Genomic DNA, 19,934 nt, shown 5'->3' on the forward strand with positions numbered 1-19,934 from the left:
ATTTGTGCAACAAAGCCTGGGCGTGACCGTGGGAATAGGGTGTGCCATGCTGATCGGCCGCTACGTCGAATTGCTGCTAGTGAATTGGCTCAAGGATTTCCGGGGTCGCCGGCGCAGCCGCTCGGCGGTGGCGGCGGTTTGACGGCGAAGCATTTGACAGGTGGCGCCGGGATAGCGCGACCTGTCCGGCCACCACGGCGAGGCTGATTGGGCTTGCGCGCCCGCGGTGCGCAGAACTCATACGGGTCCCCTGAATCTTTCAAACCCGTATTCCGTTCGCCCTGAGGTATCGAAGGGTCAGCACGAACGGGCTTCCAGCGTTCGAAAACCAAGTGGGATCCGTACCAGGCTTCCGCAACCAGGGCGCCGCGGGCCTCAGCCGGCCGTGGCCCGCCGGCGAATGCGCGGAATCCGGGGGAATCGGTCCTCGGCCGGGGCTGCGGTGGGAAGGGGCCGCAGCGTTCCCGCCCGGCCCGCCGCCCTGCGGTGCCACCATCCCACCAGTCCCACCGCGCCCAGCCCCAGCAGGGCCAGCGGCAGCAGGTCGGGCTCTTCCACGGGGCTGCCGCCGGGGCCGTTGTCCGGCACCTGCGGGGCCTGCAGCAGCGTCACCGTGGCGAACTGGTCCTGCGCCGTGTCATTGGCCGTGAAGAACACGTCCCCTAGCGACAGGGCCAGGCGGCCGCCGCGGCCGAAGTCCAGCACCGCGTCGTCCCAGTGGAGTTCGTAGTCCACCGCCGGATCGCGCAGCGGGCCCGGCCGCGCCGTGGCCGTGCCGTCCAGCAGCACCTGCTCGCCCGCCAGCGGTGCGCCGAAGCCGAGGTCGAAGAGGGCCTGCACGCCCAGGTGCCGCGTCTCGGCGTCCGTGATGGTGGCGTTGTTGTTGCCCTCCTCGGAGAGCGCCAGCCATCCGAAGCGGAAGGTGAAGCTTTGGCCGGCGTCGAGGAGGGAGGTCCGGGGCATCGCGGCACCGGCGACGTGGAAGGTCACGCCGAGGCGGTTGTTGCCCATTCCGTAGCCGCTGTCGGCCGGCAGGACGAAGGCGGCTTCCTGCACCGCCACGGGCACCGGCGCCGCCATCGGCACCGGTCCTGGAAGCGCCAGCAGCGCCGCGAGGGCCGCCACAGGGGTCCATCTGGTGATCGTGACAGCCATGACCGCCCTCCTTTCACATCTCTCTTGCCGGGGGCGATTCCATGATGGCGCCCGCGCCCGGGCGCGCCGTGATGCAGATCAGGCTTTACAGCCGGCCCGCAAGCCGCCATGAAAAAGGCGGCCGAAGCCGCCTCTCATGCGCGTTGCGCAGACCTCACTTCGACGTCGGCATCACGAACTCCGCGCCCTTGCCGATGCTCGCGGGCCAGCGCTGCATGATCGACTTCTGCCGCGTGTAGAAGCGCACGCCTTCCTCGCCGTAGGCGTGCATGTCGCCAAACAGGCTCTTCTTCCAGCCGCCGAAGCCCTGCCAGGCCATGGGCACGGGAATCGGCACGTTGATGCCCACCATGCCGACCTCGATGCGCCGGCCGAACTCGCGTGCCACGTTGCCGTCGCTGGTGAAGCACGACACGCCGTTGCCGAACTCGTGCGCGTTCACCAGCTCCACGGCCTGCGCGAAATCCTTCACCCGCACGCACGACAGCACCGGGCCGAAGATTTCTTCCTTGTAGATGCGCATCTCGGGCGTCACGTGGTCGAACAGCGTGCCGCCGGTGAAGAAGCCGCCCTCGTGCCCCGGCACGCTGAAGTTGCGCCCGTCCACCACGAGCTGCGCGCCTTCCTCCACGCCCGTGGCAATGAAACCCTCGATGCGCTCCAGCGCCTGGCGCGTGACGATGGGGCCCATCTCGGCGTCCGCCTCCATGCCGTTCTTGACCTTGAGCGTCTTGGCGCGCTCGGCCAGCTTCGGAACGATGCGGTCCGCCACGTCACCCACCAGCATCGCCACCGAGATCGCCATGCAGCGCTCGCCGGCGGAGCCGTAGGCCGCGCCGATGAGCGCGTCCACCGCCTGGTCCAGGTCGGCATCGGGCATCACCACCAGGTGGTTCTTGGCGCCGCCCAGCGCCTGCACGCGCTTGCCGTGGCGCGCGCCGGTCTCGTAGATGTAGTGGGCGATGGGCGTGCTGCCCACGAAGCTCACGGCCTTGACGTCCGGGTGCTCCAGCAGCGCGTCCACCGCGGCCTTGCCGCCCTGCACGACGCTGAACACGCCGTCGGGCAGCCCGGCCTGCCGCAGCAGGTCGGCCATGAGGAGCGACGCGGAAGGGTCGCGCTCGCTGGGCTTGAGGATGAACGGGTTGCCGCAGGCCAGCGCCACCGGGAACATCCAGCATGGCACCATGACGGGGAAGTTGAAGGGCGTGATGCCGGCGACCACGCCCAGCGGCTGGCGCAGCGTCCAGTTGTCGATGCCGGTGGAGGCCTGGTCGCTGAAGTCGCCCTTGAGCAGCTGCGGGATGCCGCAGGCGAACTCCACGATCTCGATGCCGCGCGTGACCTCGCCCTGCGCGTCGCTGAACACCTTGCCGTGCTCGGCCGTGATCAGCGCCGCCAGCGTGTCGCGGTGCTCGTTCATCAGCGCCAGGAACTTGTTGAGGACGCGCGCACGGCGCAGCGGGGGCGTGTCGGCCCAGGCCGGCGCCGCCGCCTTCGCCGCCGCCACGGCCGCCGCAACCTCGTCGGCACCGCCCAGCAGCACCTGGCGCGCCACGGCGCCGGTGGCGGGGTTGAACACGTCCTGGCGCTGCGCGCCCTCGGTGACGGCCCGGCCGCCGATCCAGTGGCCCACGGTGGCCGAGGTGAGTTCTTGAAGCCGTTCGGAAGCGCCCATGGAGATTGTCTCGTGGTGTGTGTGTGGAGCCCTCCAGTCTAGGAAGCGGGCACCGCGGCCACAATCGCAGCTTGCTGACCTCATCGTTCAACAATCTGAACGACCGCCGCCATGAGCGAACGCCTGCTGTCCCCCGTCCTGGCCGACCTGCACTTGCTCACCGTGCTGGCCACCACGCGCAGCTACACCCAGGCGGCGAAGCGGCTGGGCATCTCCAAGGCCTCGGCGAGCATGCGCATTAGCGAGCTGGAGCGCGCCGCGGGCGTGCCGCTGGTGCGGCGCAGCTCGCGCTCGGTGGCGCTGACCGAGGCCGGGCAGCAGCTGGTGGACGAGGTGGAGGGCGCCTTCGCCCGCATCGAGCAGGGTTTCAGCGGCGTGCGCGACCTGGTGGGGCAGCCGCGCGGCCTGGTGCGCGTGAGTGCGCCCGTGGCGCTGGGGCGGCAGGTGATCGGACCGCTGCTGCCCGGCTTCCTGGTGGCGTACCCGGAGATCCGGCTGGAGCTGGACCTGAGCGACCGTCTGGTGAATCTGGCGCAGGAGGGTTTCGACCTCGCCATCCGCCACACCCAGGCGCCGCCCGAGACGCACGTGGCCTGGGTGCTGTGCGAGACGCGCACCTGGCTGGTGGCGCACCGCGACTACCTGGCGCGGCACGGCACGCCCGCGCACCCTTCCGAGCTGGCGCAGCACCGCTGCCTGCCGTACCTGCGCGGCGGCGGCACGCAGCGCTGGGACTTCGAGCGGGCGCTGCCGCGCAAGCGCGCCGAGCGCGTCAGCGTGCCGGTGGGCGGCCCCTTCAAGGCCAACAACAGCGAGCTGCTGCGCGAGGCGGTGCTGGGCGGGCTGGGCATCGGGCTGCTGCCGGACTTCTCCTGCGCCGCCGCGCTGCGCGAAGGCGCGCTGGTGCCGCTGCTGCCGGACTGGAGGCCCGTGGGCTTCTTCGGCGAGCGCCTCTACGCGCTGCGGCCCTACGCGCCGCAGGTGCCGCGCGCGGTGCAGTGCCTGGTGGACTATCTGCGGCAGCGGCTGGCCGGCGGCGTGGGCGCCTGAGCCGGCTTCGGTGGCCGCACGCCACGCCGCGCCCGGGGCAGGGCGGCTTTTGAAACTGCGACACTGGCGGGTTTCTCCCCCGAGCGTTTGAAGACCATGTTCGACAGCAACGAGACCCTGGAGGCGGCGCTGGCGCGCAACGTGCGCGATGCGCTGATGGAAGACATCGGCCGCGGCGACTGGACGGCGCAGCTCGTGCCTGCCGGCCGCTGCGTGCAGGCCCAGGTGGTGGCGAAGGAGGCGGCCGTGATCGCCGGCCGTCCCTGGTTCGATGCCTGCTTCCACGCGCTGGACCCCGACGCGCGCCTGGCCTGGGCGGTGCAGGAAGGCGACCGCGTCGAGGCCGGCACGGTGCTGGTGCGCATCGAGGCCGACGCCCGCGCGCAGCTCTCGGCCGAGCGCCCGGCGCTGAACTTCCTGCAGACGCTCTCGGCCGTGGCCACCGTCACGCGCCAGTACGTGGAGGCCATCCAGGGCCTGTCGCCCAACCCGCGCGGCTGCAAGGTGCTGGACACGCGCAAGACGCTGCCCGGGCTGCGCCAGGCGCAGAAGTACGCTGTGCGCGTGGGCGGCGGCCACAACCACCGCATGGCGCTGTGGGACGGCATCCTGATCAAGGAGAACCACATCGCCGCGGCCGGCGGCATCCGCCCCGCGCTGGAGGCCGCCTTCGCGCTGAACGCCGGCGTGGACGTGCAGATCGAGGTGGAAAGCCTGGACGAGCTGCAGCAGGCGCTGGAGTCGGGCGCGAAGAACGTGCTGCTGGACGACTTCACATTCGAGGACATGGAGCGCGCCTGCGCGCTCAACGCCGGGCGCGCGGTGCTGGAGGTCTCCGGCGGCGTGGACCTGGACTCCATCCGCCGCATCGCCGCAACCGGCGTGGACCGCATCTCCAGCGGCAAGCTCACCAAGGACGTGCGCGCGGTGGACTTGTCCATGCGCATCGTCACTGCCTGAACCCACCAGAGGCCCCACCATGACCGTCATCCAGACCCACGCTGACACGCAGATGCCGCTGCGCATTGCCCGCATCACCGACGCCGCCGACGGCATCCGCAGCTTCGAGCTGGTGCAGCCCGACGGCTCGGAGCTGCCGCCGTTCACCCCGGGCTCGCATGTCAAGGTGCAGGTGCCCAACGGGCTGCTGCGCAAGTACTCGCTGTGCAATGACCCGGCCGAGCGCCACCGCTACGTCATCACCGTCAAGCGCGATGCGCAGGGCCAGGGCGGCTCCATGAGCCTGTGCGACGAGGCCAGGGAAGGCGACACGCTGCCGACTTCGCTGCCGGACAACGCCTTCCCGCTGGTTGAAGACGCCAAGCGCTACATCTTCATCGCCGGCGGCATCGGCATCACGCCCATCCTGTCCATGATCCGCAGCTTCGGCGAGCTGCCCCCGGCGCCTTGGAAGCTCTACTACCTCAGCCGTTCGCCCGAGACCACGGCGTTCCTGCAGGACCTGAGCGCCCCGGAGTACAAGGGCAAGGTCGTGATCCACCACGACCATGGCGACCCGGACAATTCGCTGGATCTGTGGCCGGTGCTGGAGCGCCCCACCCCGGGCACGCATGTCTACTGCTGCGGTCCGCGCGGCCTGATGGACTCGGTACGCGACATGGCCGGACACTGGTCGGGCAAGAACGTGCATTTCGAGAGCTTCAACGAAGGCGGCGGCGTGCGTCCCGACGACAAGCCTTTCACTGTCACGGTGGTCAAGACCGGGCAGCACTTCGAGGTGCCCGTGGGCAAAACGATCCTCGCAGTGCTGCGCGATCATGGCTGCAACGTGCCTTCCTCCTGCGAAAGCGGCACGTGCGGCACCTGCCGCACCAAGCTGGTCTCCGGCGAGGCGGACCACCGCGACATGGTGCTGATGCCTGAGGAGATGGAGAGCCAGATCATGATCTGTGTCTCCCGGGCCAAAGGCACTGAACTGGTGATTGACCTGTGAGCGCGCTGCCCACGCGCAGGCTCCGCCTGGGGGTTGCAGGCCTGGGGCGAGCCTTCTCGCTGATGCTGCCCACCTTCCTGGCGGACACCCGCATTGAACTGGCCGCGGCCTGCGATCCGCGCGAAGCCGCGCGCGAGCAGTTCGCGCGGGACTTCCAGGCTCCGGTGTTCGAGGACATCGAAGCGCTGGCGGCGCAGGGCGGCGTGGATGCCATCTACATCGCCAGCCCGCACCAGTTCCATGCGGCGCATACCCGTATGGCCGCGGCCCACGGCAAGCATGTGCTGGTCGAGAAACCCATGGCCATCACGCTGCCCGAGTGCGACGACATGGTCCAGGCCTGCGCCGCGGCCGGCGTGCACCTCATCGTCGGCCATTGCCACAGCTTCGACACGCCCTACCTCATGTCCCGCAAGCTGATCGAGGCTGGTGGACTCGGTCGCGTGCGCATGATCCAGGCGCTGAACTACACCGACTTCCTCTACCGGCCGCGCCGGCCGGAAGAGCTGCAGACCGAGGCCGGCGGCGGCGTGGTGTTCAGCCAGGCGGCGCACCAGGTGGACGTGGTGCGCCTGCTCGCAGGCAGCCGCGCTACCCGGGTGCGCGCCGTGATGGGCCAGTGGGACCCGGCACGGCCCACCGAGGGGGCCTACTCCGCGCTGCTGTGGTTCGAGGACGGCGCCTTCGCGTCCCTGACCTACAGCGGCTATGGCCGCTTCGACAGCGACGAGTGGTGCGGCTGGACCGGGGAGATGGGCAGCCCCAAGGACGCGCAGGCTTATGGCCAGGCCCGGCGCCGGCTCGCCAGCGTGGCGTCTGCCGAGGACGAAGCGCGGCTCAAGGCTGCCGGTACCTACGGCGGCCCGGCCTGGAAGCTTCCGGCGCCCGGCACCGCTGCGCCAGCGCACCAGCACTTCGGGCCGGTGATCGTAAGCTGCGAGCATGGCGACCTGCGCCCCATGCCCGATGCGCTCTGGGTCTATGGCGACAGCCGCCGCGAGCGCATCGAGCTGCCGGCACCTGCCGTGCCGCGCTTCGAGGTGATTGACGAGCTGGTGGACGCGGTGCTGCATGGCGCCAGGCCGCTGCACGACGGGCCCTGGGCGCGCGCCACGCTGGAGATCTGCCTGGCGCTGCTGACTTCGGCACGGGAAGGCCGCGACGTGGAACTGAGCCGCCAGGTGGCTTTGCGAGAATGAGCCACTTCGCCATGTCCACTGTCGCCGCCGTGCCCAAAGCCCCAGCCTCCAGAGAGATCGAAGCCGCCAGCCGGATCCTGCGCCATTGGCATGAAGCGGTCCCCGAGGACCGCATGGCGCACCTGGTCAAGGACGCCACGCGCTCGTTCCTGCGCGCACTGCAGCAGCGGCTGGCACGCCATGACGTGGCGCTGGGGCACTGGACCTTCCTGCGCATCCTCTGGGAACGCGATGGCCTGACCAAGCGCGAGCTCAGCGTCGAGGCGGGCGTGTCCGAGCCGACGACATTCACGGCACTGCGCGCCATGGAAGCGCTGGGCTACGTGCGCCTGGAGCAGCGGCCCGACAACCGCAAGAACGTCTACGTGTTTCTCACGCCCGAGGGACGCAAGCTCAAGCGGCAGCTGGTGCCCATGGCCGAGGAGGTCAACGCCATTGCGACACGCGGCGTGCCCGAGGCCGACGTGGCCACCGCGCGCCGGGTCCTGTTGTCCATGATCGAGAACCTGGCGCAGGACGAAGGGAACCCGGGACCTTGATACCCCAAGCGGCCACCTGGCCACCCGCCGAGGGCCGTGGACGCGGGAGGGCGGGCCTGGCGTGGTGACCGAGACCCTTTGCGCAGCTCGATTCCAGGCGGCGAGCTGGGCCCACACGCATGCATGAGCCATGAACCTCTACGAAGAAGACCTGAACCTGCTTCTCGTATTCGAGGCACTGCTTGAAACCCGCAGCGTATCCAAGGCCAGTGAACGCCTCAACGTCAGCCAGCCCTCGATGAGCAATGCGCTGGCCAAGCTGCGCAAGGCCTTCGACGACCCGATGTTCATCCGGGTGAAGAACACGATGGAGCCCACGCCGCGGGCGCTGAGCATTGCCGTCGCGGTGCAGGACATCTTGGCACGCGCGCGCTCCGAGGTATTCCAGCGGCACAGCTTCGACCCGCGGCAATCGAGCCAGACCTTCACGCTGTGCATGACCGACCTGGCGCAGGCCGCCTACCTGCCCAGGATCATCAACGCCATGCAGGCAGAGGCGCCGAACGCGAAACTGCGCGCCATGTCGCCCATCGCGGAGCGCATGGAGGAAGGACTGGAATCCGGGACTGTTGACTTGGCTGTCGGGTACTTCCCGGACATCAACGAGGCCGGCGTCTTCCAACAGCGGCTGCTGCGCAATAGCGGCTTCAGCTGCATCGTCAATCGCCACAACCCGTATCTCGAAGACGGCTGGCTCACCGCAGCGTCCTTCGCCAGCGCGCCCCATGTCGCCATCCGTACCGAGGGCCGCAGCCACGAAGTGATCGACATGAAGATGGCCGAGCTGGGCGTTTCTCGCCATGTCGTCCTCACGGTGCCGAACTACCTGGGCTTGCTGAGCATCATTCCTCAAACCGAGCTCATGGCAGTCATCCCGAATGACCTGTCGCGGATGTGCCAGCGCCAGGAAGCCATCGAAGTTCATCCCCTGCCCTTCGAGAGCCCGACGGTGGCAGTCACCCAGGTTTGGCATCGCCGCTACGACCAGGATGCGGCCAACAAGTGGCTGCGTGCCCTCGTCAAGCGCTGCCTGGGCGACCTCTGAACCCAGCACGCGGCTACCGTTGCCCGGGCGACCAAATCTCCTGTTTTGCTTTCACTGCCACGACGTGGCCGGTGTGATCTCGGCCGCCCCATAGGGCTGGCACTTACGGGATAACGAGTGCGACATTCGTTTTTCCGATACAGCGAATAGCCGCGGACACGTTGTGTCCGCCCTATGGGCTGACCAGAATCAAGCCCAACAACCCGGTGCGTGCGACAAGCGGTCCACAGACACCGACACAGAGCCAGGAGATTTTCACCATGCACACCACCAAGGGCCTTGTTGCGCTTGCCATTTCGCTGTCCTGCGCCGGCCTTACGGCCAATGCGCGGGCGCAGGCAGCTGGCGACTATCCGAGCAAGCCGATCAGGCTGGTTGTACCCTTCCCGGCGGGTGGCCCTACCGACTTGCTGGCGCGTGTCGTCGGGCAACGCATGAGTGAGTCGATGCGGCAGACAATCGTCGTGGACAACAAGCCCGGTGGCAACACGATCATCGGGGCCGATGCCGTTGCCAAGGCACCGCCTGACGGCTACACGCTGCTGATGGCGGTGGACAACACGCTGGTGATGAACCAGTACCTTTACTCCAAGCTGCCCTACGACCCCTTCAAGGACTTCGAGCCCGTCGGCAAGGTGGCCGTGTCGCCCTTGTTGGTGGTGACGAACCAGGCAGGCCCCCAATCCATGCAGGAACTGGTGGCGCAAACCAAGGCGGCGCCGGCCAAGGTGAGCTACGGCTTTGGCACCTTCACCACGCAGCTCTCGGGAGAGCTTCTCAAGCGCACGCTGGGCAAGGGCGTGATTTCGGTTCCCTACAAGGGCAGCTCGGGCACGACGCAAGGCCTGCTGTCCAACGATGTGACGTTCACGATCGACGGCATCACCGCGGCCTTGCCGCACATCGAGAAAGGCACGCTGCGGCCGCTGGCCCGCCTGAGCTCCAAGTCGATCCCGGCGCTGGCCAGCGTGCCTACGCTCACCGAAGCCGGTGTCAAGGTTCCGGACATCGACGTATGGATGGCACTGCTTGCACCCAAGGGCACGCCGGCTGGCATCGTGGCCAAGCTCAACCGTGAGCTGACGCAGGCGCTGGCGGCCAAGGACGTGCAGGACAAGCTCCAGAGCGCCGGTTTGCTGGCCGACCCCAGTTCAGCGCAAGGGCTGCGCAACTTCATGACGTCGGAAGCCGCCCGCTGGCGTCCGGTCATCAAAGAAGCCGGCATCAAGATCGACTGACCCCTTTCCATCCACTGCGAAGGATCGCCCCATGAGCACCACCACGGAATCCCAGACGTTTGCACCCATCGTCAACAGCGCCGCGGAATGGCGCGACGAGATGCAGCGCCTGTCCCGGCCGGGACAGCCCAGTTTCTTCCACATCCGCGCCAAGCTGCCCAAGCAGGGCCGTACCAACCAGGTGCTGGGCGCGTCGCGCCACATGAACGTCGTGCTCAAGACCTACGCCAGCGGCGGGGAGAACGAGATCCACGCCCACTCCAACGAGGACCATGTCTTCGTCGTCCTGCAAGGCGGCGCCGTATTCCACGGTCCGCGCGACGAGACCCGCGAGGTGGGCAAGAACGATTGCGTGCTGCTGCCGGCCAACACCTTCTACTGGTTCCAGGCCAAGGAGGACATGGAGCCCCTGGTGATGCTGCGCATCGGCGCGCACATCGACCCCGACAGCGATGTCCTGGCACGCATTGGGCTCGACGGCGCTCCGTTCGACGGCTACTCCGAGAAGAACAAGGAAGTGCCGGTGGTCCTGCACGAGAACCGGATCTTCGAGTAAGTCGCTGCTCGCGCCATCCCATATCCATCCACCTTGCGGCCCCACCCATGATCCCACTGTGCCAGCCTCCTGACGCCTCGCCCCGTGAGCCCAAGCTGATCTGCCCGCCCGGGACGGCAGACTGCCACGTGCACGTGTACGGCCCGCTCGACCAGTATCCTGTTGCACCCACGCGCTCTTTTGACGTGCCCGAGGCCTTGCCTGCGTCGCTGCGCAAGCTGCACGACATCCTGGGCGTGGAGCGACTGGTGCTGGTGCAGCCCAGCGGCTACGGCACTGACAACCGGCGGCATCTCGATGCGGTGGCCGAGATGGGGCGGCCTGCACGGGTCATCGCCGCGCTGCGCGCCGATGTCCCGGATGCCGAGCTCGACCGCATGCACGAGGCCGGCGTGCGCGGCGTGCGCTACAACATCGGCCACGCGGGCGCCGTCCCGCTGGCCGAGATGCCCGTGCTGGCCGGTCGCATCGCGCGGCTGGGCTGGCATGTGCAGCTGCACGTCATGGATGACCAGGGACGTGCGCCGCTGGCGGAGATGGAGTCGACGCTGCGGGATCTGCCCACCGACGTCGTGATCGACCACATGGGATCGCTGCGGCCGGACAAAGGCCTGGGGCAGCCCGGCTTCCAGGCCTTGCTGCGGCTGGTGAACACGGGACGCTGCTGGGTCAAGCTCTCCTGCGGCTACCGCATGTCGGCCCTGCCCCCGCCCTATGAGGACATGGTGCCCTATGTCCAGGCGCTGCTTGCGGCGCGCCCTGACCGCCTGGTCTGGGCGAGCGACTGGCCCCACGTCTCGTTCAAGGGACAGATGCCCAATACCACGGAGCTGCTCGACCAGATGCTGACCTGGGTGCCGGACGAGCAGCAACGCCAGCGGATCTTCGTGCGCAACCCGGAAGTGCTTTACGGGTTCTGACACCCCTTGGCGAGCAGCAGCGCGCCAGGCGCGGACCTGGCCGCTGACCCCACCGACTGGAGACCACATGCCCACCGTCCCACTGCTTGGCAGCGTTGCCCGGCGCACTGCGCTGCTCTTATCCGTGCTCACTGTCATGGGACTGGGCACGGGGGCGCATGCGCAACCTTCGGCCGACTACCCCGCGAAGGCAGTCCGGCTCGTCGTCCCCTTCCCTCCAGGTGGGCCAGCCGACGTCCTTGGGCGTGCGATAGCACAGCGCCTGGCCGAAAAATGGGGCCAACCAGTCGTGGTGGACAACAAGGGCGGCGCCAATACCCTCATTGCAGCACAGGAAGTGGCCCGTGCAGTGCCCGACGGCTACACGCTGTTCATGCCGCTGGACTCAACCTACACCATGAATCCGGCGCTCTATTCGCGTCTGCCCTATGACCCGGTGAAGGACTTCGCGTCCATCTCGATTGTGGCCCGGCAATCGCTCGTACTCACTGCCACCGACAGGACACCGTTCAAGACCGTGGCTGACTTGGTGGCGGCGGCCAAGGCCAACCCCGGCAGCATCAACTACGGGTCGAGCACGACGTCGACGCAATTGGCGGGCGAGCTGTTCACCCGGCAGACCGCCATCAAGCTGGTGCAGGTGCCGTACCGGGGCGCCTCGGAAGTGCTCAAGGGCATGCTCTCGGGAGACGTCCAGGTCGCCTTCGATGGGATTGCAGCGAACGTCCCGCACATCAAGACGGGAAAGGTCCGAGCGCTGGCCACGACGGCAGCAACGCGCTCGGCCGCACTGCCGGACGTACCGACGCTGGCAGAAGCGGGTCTCAAGGGGTACGAGCTCGTGATGTGGAATGCGCTGTCGGCACCTGCGGGCACGCCCAGGCCCATCATCGACAAGATCAACAAGGATGTGGTCGAGGTGGTCAAGCGCCAGGACATCAAGGACCAGCTCAAGGTCTTCGGTTTCGAGATGGCCGGCACCACGCCCGAAGAAATGAACGAGACCATTCGCAAGGAAACGGCCAAGTACGCTCCGCTGATCAGGGACCTCGGGCTGAAGATGGATTGAGCCGGAATTGCGTGCCATGAAACCCCTGATGCTGGATTACGGCTCACGTGGCCGGGTGGGGTTGTTGCTGCCCTCCGTGAATCAGGCCGCCGAGCCGCAACTGCGGGCGATGCTGCCCGAGAACATCGGCATGGCCGTCACACGGTTGAAACTGGTGGACAGCTCCGAGGAGGCGTTGCTGGGAATGGCGCGGGATGTGGAGACAGCTGCCGCGCTGCTCGCGGACGCCGGCGTCAACCTCATCGTGTTTCACTGCACCGCTGTCTCGACCTACAGCGCTGAACTGGAAGCCTCCATCCTGGAGCGCATTGGAGCCGCCACGGGACTGCCCGCCGTTGCAACGTCACAGGCCCTGGTCGCCGCACTGCAGACACTGCAAGCCCGTCGGATCGTGATGCTGTCGCCGTACACGGATGCAGTGAACCAGCGCGAGGCGGCCTTCTTCAAGCTCAGAGGATTCGATGTCCTGCGCAATACCGGGCTGGGCTGCAGCACCGGCCGCGAGATGATGGCCATTACGCCTGAATCATGGCAGTCGCTCGCCTTGGCCAACGCCCATCCCGAGGCGGACGCCTACGTCTTGAGTTGCACGACGGTCAGGACGGCCGAAGTGGTCAGGCCTTTGGAAAACTCCCTGGGACGGCCAGTCGTCACCAGCAACACGGCGGTGGCCTGGCATTGCATGCGCAGTCTCGGGATGGCTGGTGGGGTACGGGGCTTCGGCAGTTTGCTGTCCCGCCCCGCGTCCCAGTGAGTCCATGCTGCCGCGCCGCTTTGGCCCTTCATCCGCAGGCGATGAACGGTGCACTGCAACGCCTGGGCTGCCCTGGCCGTCAGGTATCGCGTGTCCGGGTGAAACCCTGCTGCGGGATCTAACCCTGATCTGAAAGGTCGTTAGACACACCGCCGAGCCAAGGCCCAGCGTCGTTGCACCCGCACGGTAGACGGGCCCAGAGTGCCGGCACCACGCGGCCTGCCCGTCCTCACGCTGCATGGTTGAGCAAGCCCAGTCTCCCTTTTCGTCACACCCAAGTTGCCTTTCTTGTCCAACACCGCTGGAGACATGATGTCCGTACCCCGCCGATTTGCCCTGGCTGCCTTGGGCACAGCTGCAGTGGCCACTGTCGTACCCGCTCTCGCGCAGACCGGCTCCGCCAAGCAGGCTCGCATCGTCGTGCCTTTCACGGCCGGAGGCAGCAACGATGTGCTGGCGCGCGTGCTGGCCCAGAAGCTCGGGGATCTCTGGGGCCAGACCGTGATCGTGGAAAACAAGGCCGGTGCCTCGGGCAACATCGGGGCCGAGTTCGTTGCCAAGGCGGCTGCAGATGGCAGCACCTTGCTGATCGCCGCGAACAACGTGATGTCGATGAACGCGGCGCTGTACTCCAGGATGCCGATCAATCCGCAGAAGGACCTGGATCCCGTCTCGTTGCTCGGCACGGTCCCTGTCGTGCTGGTCGTGCGCTCCACGCTGGACGTCAAGAGTGTTCAGGAACTCGTTGCGCTGGCACGGAGCAAGCCAGGCGGGCTGTCCTATGCGTCTTCCGGCGTCGGGACGCCTCAGCACCTTTCGGCCGAGCTTTTCAAGTCCATGACCAAGACGGACATCGTGCATGTGCCGTACAAGGGGGCGGCACCGGCCATCACCGACCTCATTGGCGGACAGGTTGACTTGCTGTTCGGCGCCATCAACTCGCTTTTGCCGCACTTGCGCAGCGGCAAGCTCAAGGCGCTGGCCGTGGCGGGGACCAAGCGCGTGCGTGCGCTGCCGGACGTGCCCACGGTTGCCGAAGCCGGCGTGCCCGGCTACGAAAGTGACATCTGGCTCGGCCTGGTGGCTCCGGCACGCACCCCTGCCGACATGATCGAGCGCATCAACCGCGATGTTCGCAAAGTCATGGCCATGCCCGATGTCGTCGAGAAGCTGGCCGAGCAGGGCATTGAACCACTGACCAGTTCGCCGGCGGAGATGGCCAAGCTGGTCGCCTCCGACCTGACCCGCTGGAGCAAGGTCATCAAGGATGCCGGCATCCGTGCTGACTGAAGGCACGTTGCCCTACTCGATCACCCTCACGAAGAACCATACCATGAGCAACCAACGCGAATCTGCCGTGCGGCGGGACGTACCGTCACCTTTCGCGCCAGGCGGCGCTCTCTGGGCCAGCGATTCAATCGCAGCCATGATCCGGGCGCTGGACGTTCCCTACGTGGTCCTGAACCCCGGCTCCAGTTTCCGCGGCCTGCATGACAGCCTGGTGAACCACCTCGGCAATGAGCGCCCGCAGATGCTGGTGGTGCTGCATGAGGAGCATGCGGTGGCCATCGCCCATGGGTATGCCAAGGTCGCCGGGCGCCCGCTGGCTGCATTCGTGCACAGCAACGTAGGGCTGATGCATGCGTCCATGGCGATCTACAACGCCTGGGCCGATCGCGTGCCCGTCATCGTGCTGGGAGCCACCGGTCCGGTGGACGCGGCCAAGCGCAGGCCGTGGATCGACTGGCTTCACACGGCGCAGGACCAGGGCGCGCTGGTGCGCCACTTCATCAAGTGGGACGCACAGCCCGCATCGGTGGGCGCCTCGCACGAGGCACTGCTCAGGGCGCGCCAGATCGCCACGACCGCGCCGCAGGGGCCAGTCTACGTGTGCTTCGATGCAACGCTGCAGGAAACGAAGCTGTCGTCGGTGCCCGACCTGCCCGACGCGCAACGTTACCTGGCTCCGCCGCCGGCACGCCCCGCCCAGGAGCTCATCGAGCAGGCCGCGCAATGGCTGATACAGGCCGAGCGACCCGTCATCCTCATGGGGCGGGTTTCGCGCGACAAGCAGGCCTGGGACGAGCGCGTGGCGCTGGCGGAGGCTCTTGGGGCCAAGGTGCTCACGGACCTTAAGCTGGGGGCGGCTTTCCCGACCGCACACGAGTTGCATGCGGCCCCGCCGGGGTTCTTCATGTCAGACGCCTCGTCGGCGGCGCTGCGCGACGCTGACGTGGTGCTGAGCCTGGACTGGTGGGACCTGGGAGGCACGCTCAAGGCGGCGTGGGGCAGCCAGCCCGTGCATAGCCGGGTCATCCAGGTTTCCGTGGACCACTACAGCCACAACGGATGGAGCCAGGACCATCAGGGCCTGCCACCCGTGGACCTGTTCCTCCTCGCGGAGCCTGAGCCCACCGTCAGGCTGCTGAACCAGGCAGTCCGCCCGCGCAACGTCCAGCGCCCGTCGCCCTTGCCCCAAGCACGAGGCTCCGTGCGAGCCGGCGACGGCACGATCAGCATCGGCATGATGGCCGACGCCCTCAAGCGCGCCACCGCAGGCTGCAAGCCCTGCCTGATTCGGCTCCCCCTGGGCTGGTCCGGCGACATGTGGGACTTTGACGACCCCCTGGACTACCTGGGCTACGACGGCGGCGGAGGCATCGGCTCCGGGCCCGGAATGGCGGTGGGTGCTGCCCTGGCGCTCCGAGGCAGCGACCGCTTGCCTGTGGCCGTGATTGGCGATGGCGACTACATGATGGGCGTGAGCGCCTTCTGGACGGCGGCCAACGCCGGCATTCCGCTGTTGACGGTCGTGTGCAACAACCGCTCGTTCTTCAACGACGAACTGCATCAGGAACGTGTCGCGAAAGACCGCAACCGCCCGGTGGAGAACCGCTGGATCGGACAGCGCATCTCCGACCCGGAACCGGACCTGGCAGCCATCGCCCGCGGCCAGGGACTCCTCGGCATCGGCCCGGTGGAAAGCCCGGACGAGCTCGATGCCGCCATGGCGCAAGCGTTGGCAGCAGTGCGCTCTGGAGCCTGTGTCGTGCTCGACGTGCATGTCACCCCGGGGTACAGCCCCTCCATGTCCTCGGGCATGACCCGCTCCCAGGAGGACGGCCAATGACTACATCGGATATCACCAACATGGACGTTGCACGACCCACGGTCCCCGAAGGCCAGGATCTGAGTGCACTGGTGCCCGAGCTGTTGCCGCGTTCCAGCGGCCTGTACTGGGGCGGCCAATGGCACGACTCGGACGCGGGCCGGACGCTGCAGAGCATCAACCCGTCCACGGGGCAGCTGCTTGGCGAGGTGACGCAGGCCGACGATGCCGCCGTCGACGCCGCCGTGCGGGCCGCAGCCCAAACTCTTGCGTCCTGGGCACGCACACCGCCGCTAGAGCGCGCCCGCTGCTTGCGCGAAGCCGCACACCGTATCCGTTCGCATGCCCGCGACCTGGCTCTCATCGACGCCGCTGACTGCGGCAATCCTGTGAAGGCGATGCTGGCCGACGCCGAGATTGCTGCCACACAGCTGGAGTACTTCGCCGGCCTGGTACTCGAGATCAAGGGGGAAACCATACCGACAGCCAACGGCTCCCTTAACTACACGCTGCGTGAGCCGGTCGGGGTCGTGGCCCGCATCTTCCCGTTCAACCATCCGTTCATGTTTGCCGCCGGCAAGATTGCCGCGCCGCTGGCGGCAGGCAACACGGTGGTCATCAAGCCGCCCGAGCAGGCGCCGCTGTCCACGATCCGCCTGATGGAGCTGCTGCACGAAGTCTTCCCACCCGGCGTGCTCAATTGCGTGACGGGTGGCCGCGAGGCGGGTGCTGCACTCGTGCGGCATCCGGATGTGGCTGCCGTGGCGCTCATTGGCAGCGTGGGTGCAGGCAAGGCGGTGTTGCGCGGTGCCGCCGACACCATGAAGCGCTCGCTGCTGGAGCTCGGTGGCAAAAACGCGATGATCGTGTTTCCCGATGCCGACTTCGAGCGTGCGGTCGACGGTGCCGTGCGCGGCATGAACTTCACCTGGTGCGGCCAGTCCTGCGGTTCCACCAGCCGGCTGTTCGTGCATGCATCGATCCACGACCGCTTCGTGCAGGCACTCGTGCAACGATTGCAGCTCAGGCATACCCCCGGCATCGCGACCGATCTGCGCACCACGATGGGCGCCCTGATCAACCGCGCCCAGTACGAGCGCACGCTCGGCTTCATTGACGGCGCACGCCGCGAAGGCGCCGAGCTGGTGTGTGGCGGCCGCCATCCAGCGCAGCCGCACCTGGCCCAGGGCTTCTTCATTGAGCCTACGGTCTTTGCCGGTGTAACGTCGCGGCACACCATTGCCCGAGAGGAAATCTTCGGTCCTGTGCTGTCGGTACTCACGTGGAACGACGAGAACGAAATGCTCAAGGCCGTCAACGGTGTGGAGTACGGCCTCACCGGGTCCGTGTGGACGCGAGACCTCCTGACAGCACACCGCACGGCCGCGGCGCTGCAAGCCGGCTACGTCTGGATCAACGACTGCTCCCAGCACTTCACCGGCGCACCCTTCGGCGGCTACAAGAACTCGGGGCTCGGTCGCGAGGAGTCCAAGGACGAGCTGTTCGAGTTCACACAGACAAAGAACGTCAATGTGTGGATGGGCTGAGCCTGCCAACGCAACGTTGGGCCAAACCTTCTATGAGGGCCTTCTTGTCAAGGATCGCGTTTCGATCGAGGTGGATGTAATCCGTGGCGACAGTCTGATTGATGGTTGGAAGCCTTGAGATGTTCGGCTGCAAGCTCGAACCAACTTCTATCCGTACGGGCATCGCCGCTCAGCATCGCAGCTGCATACGCGCCAAGCGCGTTGGCTGGCTTTCAATTACCGATGCGCCCCATCTAGATGGGTCCGTCCTACATCTACTGCTCCACTGTTGACTCGGGATCGGGCAGAGGCGTAGTAATACCGGTATTGTCTCGTGTGTCGAGAAGGCGCCGCAATGCGACCCTACATGCATGTATGCCAGCGCCCGGAATGCCTGTCGCAGGCTGACAGTCCGACGTGCGCCTTGCACCAGCGAGTCAACTTGTTCCTGAGCCGGCTTGATGAACAACAGCGTCGCTGGTACGCCGCGCAGCAGGCACAGGAACTCGGCCATGGGGGCGAGAGGCTGGTGGCGAAGATCACCGGCGTCAGTGAGAAGACCATTCGGCGGGGGCGAAGTGAGCTCGATGCCGAATTGGCGGACCGCCTTGTAGGGCGAGCAAGCGGCGGACGTCCCTTCACCGAAGACCATGACCCGCAGATAGAGCAAGCCCTGGAGCGGCTACTGGAGTCCGAGACGGCGGGCGACCCGCAACGCCGCACCAAGTTCAGGCGCAGCTCACTGCGTCAGATCAGCGCGCGGCTACGGCAAGGCGGCCACTCGGCATGCCCGACCACGGTGTCACGGCTGCTGCGCAAGCTAGGCTATTCGCTCAAGGTTAACGCCTGACGCAAGGAAGCCAGGCATCACCTGAGCAGCGCGACGAGCAGTTCTGCCACATCGAGCAGCAAAAGCAGCCGTTCCTTGCCGCCGGTGAGCCAATCATCAGCGTGGACAAGAAAATAGGAGCACATCGCGTAACTTCAAGAACGCCGGACAGGCTTGGTGCCGCGAGCCCGAGAGCGTGCTAGTGCACAACTATCCCCAGGACGCCATCGGTCAAGCCGTTCCCTACGACGTCTACACGCTCAACACCAATCAAGGCTATGTTTGCGTGGGCGACTGCTTCAGCACGCCACGCTTTGCGGTGGAAGCGATCGACAACTGGTGGTACGAGCAGAGCCGCAAGAGCTTCCCTAACGCTCGGCGGCTTCTCATCCTGGCCGACGTTGGCGGCCCCGACAGCTGCCGCTCTCGCGTGTGGAAGGCGCAGCTTCAAGAGCAGAGCTGCGAGATATACAGGCTCGACGTGACGTTGTGCTACTACCCCAACGGCTGCTCCAAGTGGAACCCAATCGAGCACCGGATCTTCAGCCACATCAGCATGAAATGTGCGGGCAAGCCGTTGCGCATGTTCGAGCTGATGTGCGCCTACATCGAGGGCACCACGACGAGCACAGGGCTCACCGTCAAGGCCAATCTCGTGCGCGGCGGCAATGACCAAAATCGGCGCAAGTAAAGTCTCATGCTGAGGCGTAGCGGCAGGTCGGTGCGTGGAAGAAGCTCGCAACCACCCGAGGCAACTTCTGTAGTCGATGCAAGGTGCGGTAGACCGTTCGCTTGAGTTCGTCCTTGGTCCGCGCTGTCGCTTTGGCCACGCGGGTCTTCACGTGACCCTAGACGAGCTCGTCGGGATTGAGCTGCGGCGCGTACCCAGGCAGGAAGAACAACTCCAGCCGCTCGGCGTTGTCCTCGACGAAGCGCTTGGTCAGCTTGGAGGTGTGTGCAGGGTGTCCGTCCACCACCAGGAAGATCTTGCGGTCCATGCCCGTGATCAGCCGGCGCAGGAACTCGCAGAAGGTTTCTCCATTGAGCCGGCCTTCGATCGTCATGAAGCGCAGGTGACCCTTGGCAGAGATGGCCGAGAGCATGTTCAAGCCATATCGCGCGCCCGTGGCCTCGACCACCGGTGTCTGGCCCTTGGGCGCCCAGGTCGTGCCCGCATGGTGGTCTGCCCGAATCCCTGACTCGTCGGCAAACATCACCAGCGCCCCCTCGCGCTTGGCCCGTGACGCGATCTTGGGGTATTCGTGCTCGCGCCAGTGCGCCACCAGCGCCGCATCCTGCTGCCACGCTCGGTA

19 protein-coding genes and 1 pseudogene are annotated in these 19,934 nt (G+C 66.8%); 17 read left to right on the top strand and 3 right to left on the bottom strand.

The window, feature by feature from the left end; all coding sequences use genetic code 11:
- Nucleotides 1–375: 375 nt before the first annotated feature.
- Complete coding sequence (locus tag H537_RS0126190; protein ID WP_156901950.1) at nt 376–1,155, bottom strand: hypothetical protein; 780 nt, start codon at nt 1,153–1,155, stop codon at nt 376–378.
- Nucleotides 1,156–1,309: 154 nt separating this feature from the next.
- Nucleotides 1,310–2,833, bottom strand: a complete 1,524-nt coding sequence (locus H537_RS0126195; protein ID WP_029000222.1) for a CoA-acylating methylmalonate-semialdehyde dehydrogenase — start codon at nt 2,831–2,833, stop codon at nt 1,310–1,312.
- A gap of 111 nt (nt 2,834–2,944) precedes the next feature.
- Here H537_RS0126195 and H537_RS0126200 point away from each other — a divergent pair, with 111 nt between their 5' ends.
- The 17 genes and pseudogenes from H537_RS0126200 to H537_RS56345 all read left to right on the top strand — a co-directional run.
- Complete coding sequence (locus H537_RS0126200; RefSeq protein ID WP_029000223.1) at nt 2,945–3,883, top strand: LysR family transcriptional regulator; 939 nt, start codon at nt 2,945–2,947, stop codon at nt 3,881–3,883.
- 96 nt (nt 3,884–3,979) lie between these two features.
- Nucleotides 3,980–4,843, top strand: coding sequence for a carboxylating nicotinate-nucleotide diphosphorylase (gene nadC / locus H537_RS0126205; protein WP_029000224.1), 864 nt, complete (start codon nt 3,980–3,982; stop codon nt 4,841–4,843).
- Between the two features lie 19 nt (nt 4,844–4,862).
- On the top strand, nt 4,863–5,837 hold the full coding sequence (locus H537_RS0126210; RefSeq protein WP_029000225.1) for a PDR/VanB family oxidoreductase: 975 nt from the start codon (nt 4,863–4,865) through the stop codon (nt 5,835–5,837).
- Nucleotides 5,834–7,036, top strand: coding sequence for a Gfo/Idh/MocA family protein (locus H537_RS0126215; protein ID WP_029000226.1), 1,203 nt, complete (start codon nt 5,834–5,836; stop codon nt 7,034–7,036). The genes H537_RS0126210 and H537_RS0126215 overlap by 4 nt, the downstream gene beginning before the upstream one ends.
- A gap of 11 nt (nt 7,037–7,047) precedes the next feature.
- Nucleotides 7,048–7,575: a MarR family winged helix-turn-helix transcriptional regulator gene (locus tag H537_RS0126220; protein ID WP_211235087.1), complete on the top strand. Its 528-nt coding sequence runs from the start codon at nt 7,048–7,050 to the stop codon at nt 7,573–7,575.
- A gap of 130 nt (nt 7,576–7,705) precedes the next feature.
- Nucleotides 7,706–8,620 carry a LysR family transcriptional regulator gene (locus H537_RS0126225; protein ID WP_029000228.1) on the top strand — a complete coding sequence of 305 codons (915 nt, stop codon included), beginning with the start codon at nt 7,706–7,708 and terminating at the stop codon, nt 8,618–8,620.
- Nucleotides 8,621–8,880: 260 nt separating this feature from the next.
- A complete protein-coding gene (locus H537_RS0126230; protein ID WP_043460141.1) occupies nt 8,881–9,858 on the top strand; it encodes a Bug family tripartite tricarboxylate transporter substrate binding protein in 978 nt (325 codons plus the stop codon).
- Between the two features lie 31 nt (nt 9,859–9,889).
- Nucleotides 9,890–10,414 (top strand): cupin domain-containing protein, encoded by a 525-nt coding sequence (locus tag H537_RS0126235; RefSeq protein WP_029000230.1) that lies wholly within the window; start codon nt 9,890–9,892, stop codon nt 10,412–10,414.
- A 47-nt stretch (nt 10,415–10,461) separates the two neighbouring features.
- Nucleotides 10,462–11,334 carry an amidohydrolase family protein gene (locus H537_RS0126240; RefSeq protein WP_029000231.1) on the top strand — a complete coding sequence of 291 codons (873 nt, stop codon included), beginning with the start codon at nt 10,462–10,464 and terminating at the stop codon, nt 11,332–11,334.
- 67 nt (nt 11,335–11,401) lie between these two features.
- Nucleotides 11,402–12,403: a Bug family tripartite tricarboxylate transporter substrate binding protein gene (locus tag H537_RS0126245; RefSeq protein WP_029000232.1), complete on the top strand. Its 1,002-nt coding sequence runs from the start codon at nt 11,402–11,404 to the stop codon at nt 12,401–12,403.
- Between the two features lie 16 nt (nt 12,404–12,419).
- Nucleotides 12,420–13,157, top strand: coding sequence for a maleate cis-trans isomerase family protein (locus tag H537_RS0126250; protein WP_051243280.1), 738 nt, complete (start codon nt 12,420–12,422; stop codon nt 13,155–13,157).
- Between the two features lie 312 nt (nt 13,158–13,469).
- Nucleotides 13,470–14,447 carry a Bug family tripartite tricarboxylate transporter substrate binding protein gene (locus H537_RS0126255; protein WP_029000234.1) on the top strand — a complete coding sequence of 326 codons (978 nt, stop codon included), beginning with the start codon at nt 13,470–13,472 and terminating at the stop codon, nt 14,445–14,447.
- A gap of 43 nt (nt 14,448–14,490) precedes the next feature.
- On the top strand, nt 14,491–16,287 hold the full coding sequence (locus tag H537_RS0126260; protein ID WP_029000235.1) for a thiamine pyrophosphate-binding protein: 1,797 nt from the start codon (nt 14,491–14,493) through the stop codon (nt 16,285–16,287).
- Nucleotides 16,284–17,813 carry an aldehyde dehydrogenase family protein gene (locus H537_RS0126265; protein WP_238446802.1) on the top strand — a complete coding sequence of 510 codons (1,530 nt, stop codon included), beginning with the start codon at nt 16,284–16,286 and terminating at the stop codon, nt 17,811–17,813. The genes H537_RS0126260 and H537_RS0126265 overlap by 4 nt, the downstream gene beginning before the upstream one ends.
- A gap of 421 nt (nt 17,814–18,234) precedes the next feature.
- Nucleotides 18,235–18,642: an ISAzo13-like element transposase-related protein gene (locus tag H537_RS56340; protein ID WP_169517096.1), complete on the top strand. Its 408-nt coding sequence runs from the start codon at nt 18,235–18,237 to the stop codon at nt 18,640–18,642.
- Between the two features lie 50 nt (nt 18,643–18,692).
- Nucleotides 18,693–18,824 (top strand): hypothetical protein, encoded by a 132-nt coding sequence (locus H537_RS56880; protein ID WP_375136339.1) that lies wholly within the window; start codon nt 18,693–18,695, stop codon nt 18,822–18,824.
- Nucleotides 18,785–19,312 (top strand): annotated as a pseudogene (locus H537_RS56345) (ISAzo13-like element transposase-related protein); the annotation flags it as partial. The gene H537_RS56880 and the pseudogene H537_RS56345, both read left to right, overlap by 40 nt.
- A 157-nt stretch (nt 19,313–19,469) precedes the next feature.
- On the opposite strand, the gene H537_RS45615 reads toward H537_RS56345, so the two are convergent.
- Nucleotides 19,470–19,934: IS630 family transposase (locus H537_RS45615; RefSeq protein WP_211235088.1), on the bottom strand; the 465-nt coding region annotated here is incomplete at its 5' end.

This window comes from Azohydromonas australica DSM 1124 (assembly GCF_000430725.1).
GTDB lineage: Bacteria > Pseudomonadota > Gammaproteobacteria > Burkholderiales > Burkholderiaceae_C > Azohydromonas > Azohydromonas australica.

Bases quoted from the DNA above. Each gene is read 5' to 3' on its own strand.
- H537_RS0126190 (WP_156901950.1), bottom strand. From the start codon at position 1,155: ATGGCTGTCACGATCACCAGATGGACCCCTGTGGCGGCCCTCGCGGCG.
- H537_RS0126195 (WP_029000222.1), bottom strand. From the start codon at position 2,833: ATGGGCGCTTCCGAACGGCTTCAAGAACTCACCTCGGCCACCGTGGGC.
- H537_RS0126200 (WP_029000223.1), top strand. From the start codon at position 2,945: ATGAGCGAACGCCTGCTGTCCCCCGTCCTGGCCGACCTGCACTTGCTC.
- nadC (WP_029000224.1), top strand. From the start codon at position 3,980: ATGTTCGACAGCAACGAGACCCTGGAGGCGGCGCTGGCGCGCAACGTG.
- H537_RS0126210 (WP_029000225.1), top strand. From the start codon at position 4,863: ATGACCGTCATCCAGACCCACGCTGACACGCAGATGCCGCTGCGCATT.
- H537_RS0126220 (WP_211235087.1), top strand. From the start codon at position 7,048: ATGTCCACTGTCGCCGCCGTGCCCAAAGCCCCAGCCTCCAGAGAGATC.
- H537_RS0126225 (WP_029000228.1), top strand. From the start codon at position 7,706: ATGAACCTCTACGAAGAAGACCTGAACCTGCTTCTCGTATTCGAGGCA.
- H537_RS0126230 (WP_043460141.1), top strand. From the start codon at position 8,881: ATGCACACCACCAAGGGCCTTGTTGCGCTTGCCATTTCGCTGTCCTGC.
- H537_RS0126235 (WP_029000230.1), top strand. From the start codon at position 9,890: ATGAGCACCACCACGGAATCCCAGACGTTTGCACCCATCGTCAACAGC.
- H537_RS0126240 (WP_029000231.1), top strand. From the start codon at position 10,462: ATGATCCCACTGTGCCAGCCTCCTGACGCCTCGCCCCGTGAGCCCAAG.
- H537_RS0126245 (WP_029000232.1), top strand. From the start codon at position 11,402: ATGCCCACCGTCCCACTGCTTGGCAGCGTTGCCCGGCGCACTGCGCTG.
- H537_RS0126250 (WP_051243280.1), top strand. From the start codon at position 12,420: ATGAAACCCCTGATGCTGGATTACGGCTCACGTGGCCGGGTGGGGTTG.
- H537_RS0126255 (WP_029000234.1), top strand. From the start codon at position 13,470: ATGTCCGTACCCCGCCGATTTGCCCTGGCTGCCTTGGGCACAGCTGCA.
- H537_RS0126260 (WP_029000235.1), top strand. From the start codon at position 14,491: ATGAGCAACCAACGCGAATCTGCCGTGCGGCGGGACGTACCGTCACCT.
- H537_RS0126265 (WP_238446802.1), top strand. From the start codon at position 16,284: ATGACTACATCGGATATCACCAACATGGACGTTGCACGACCCACGGTC.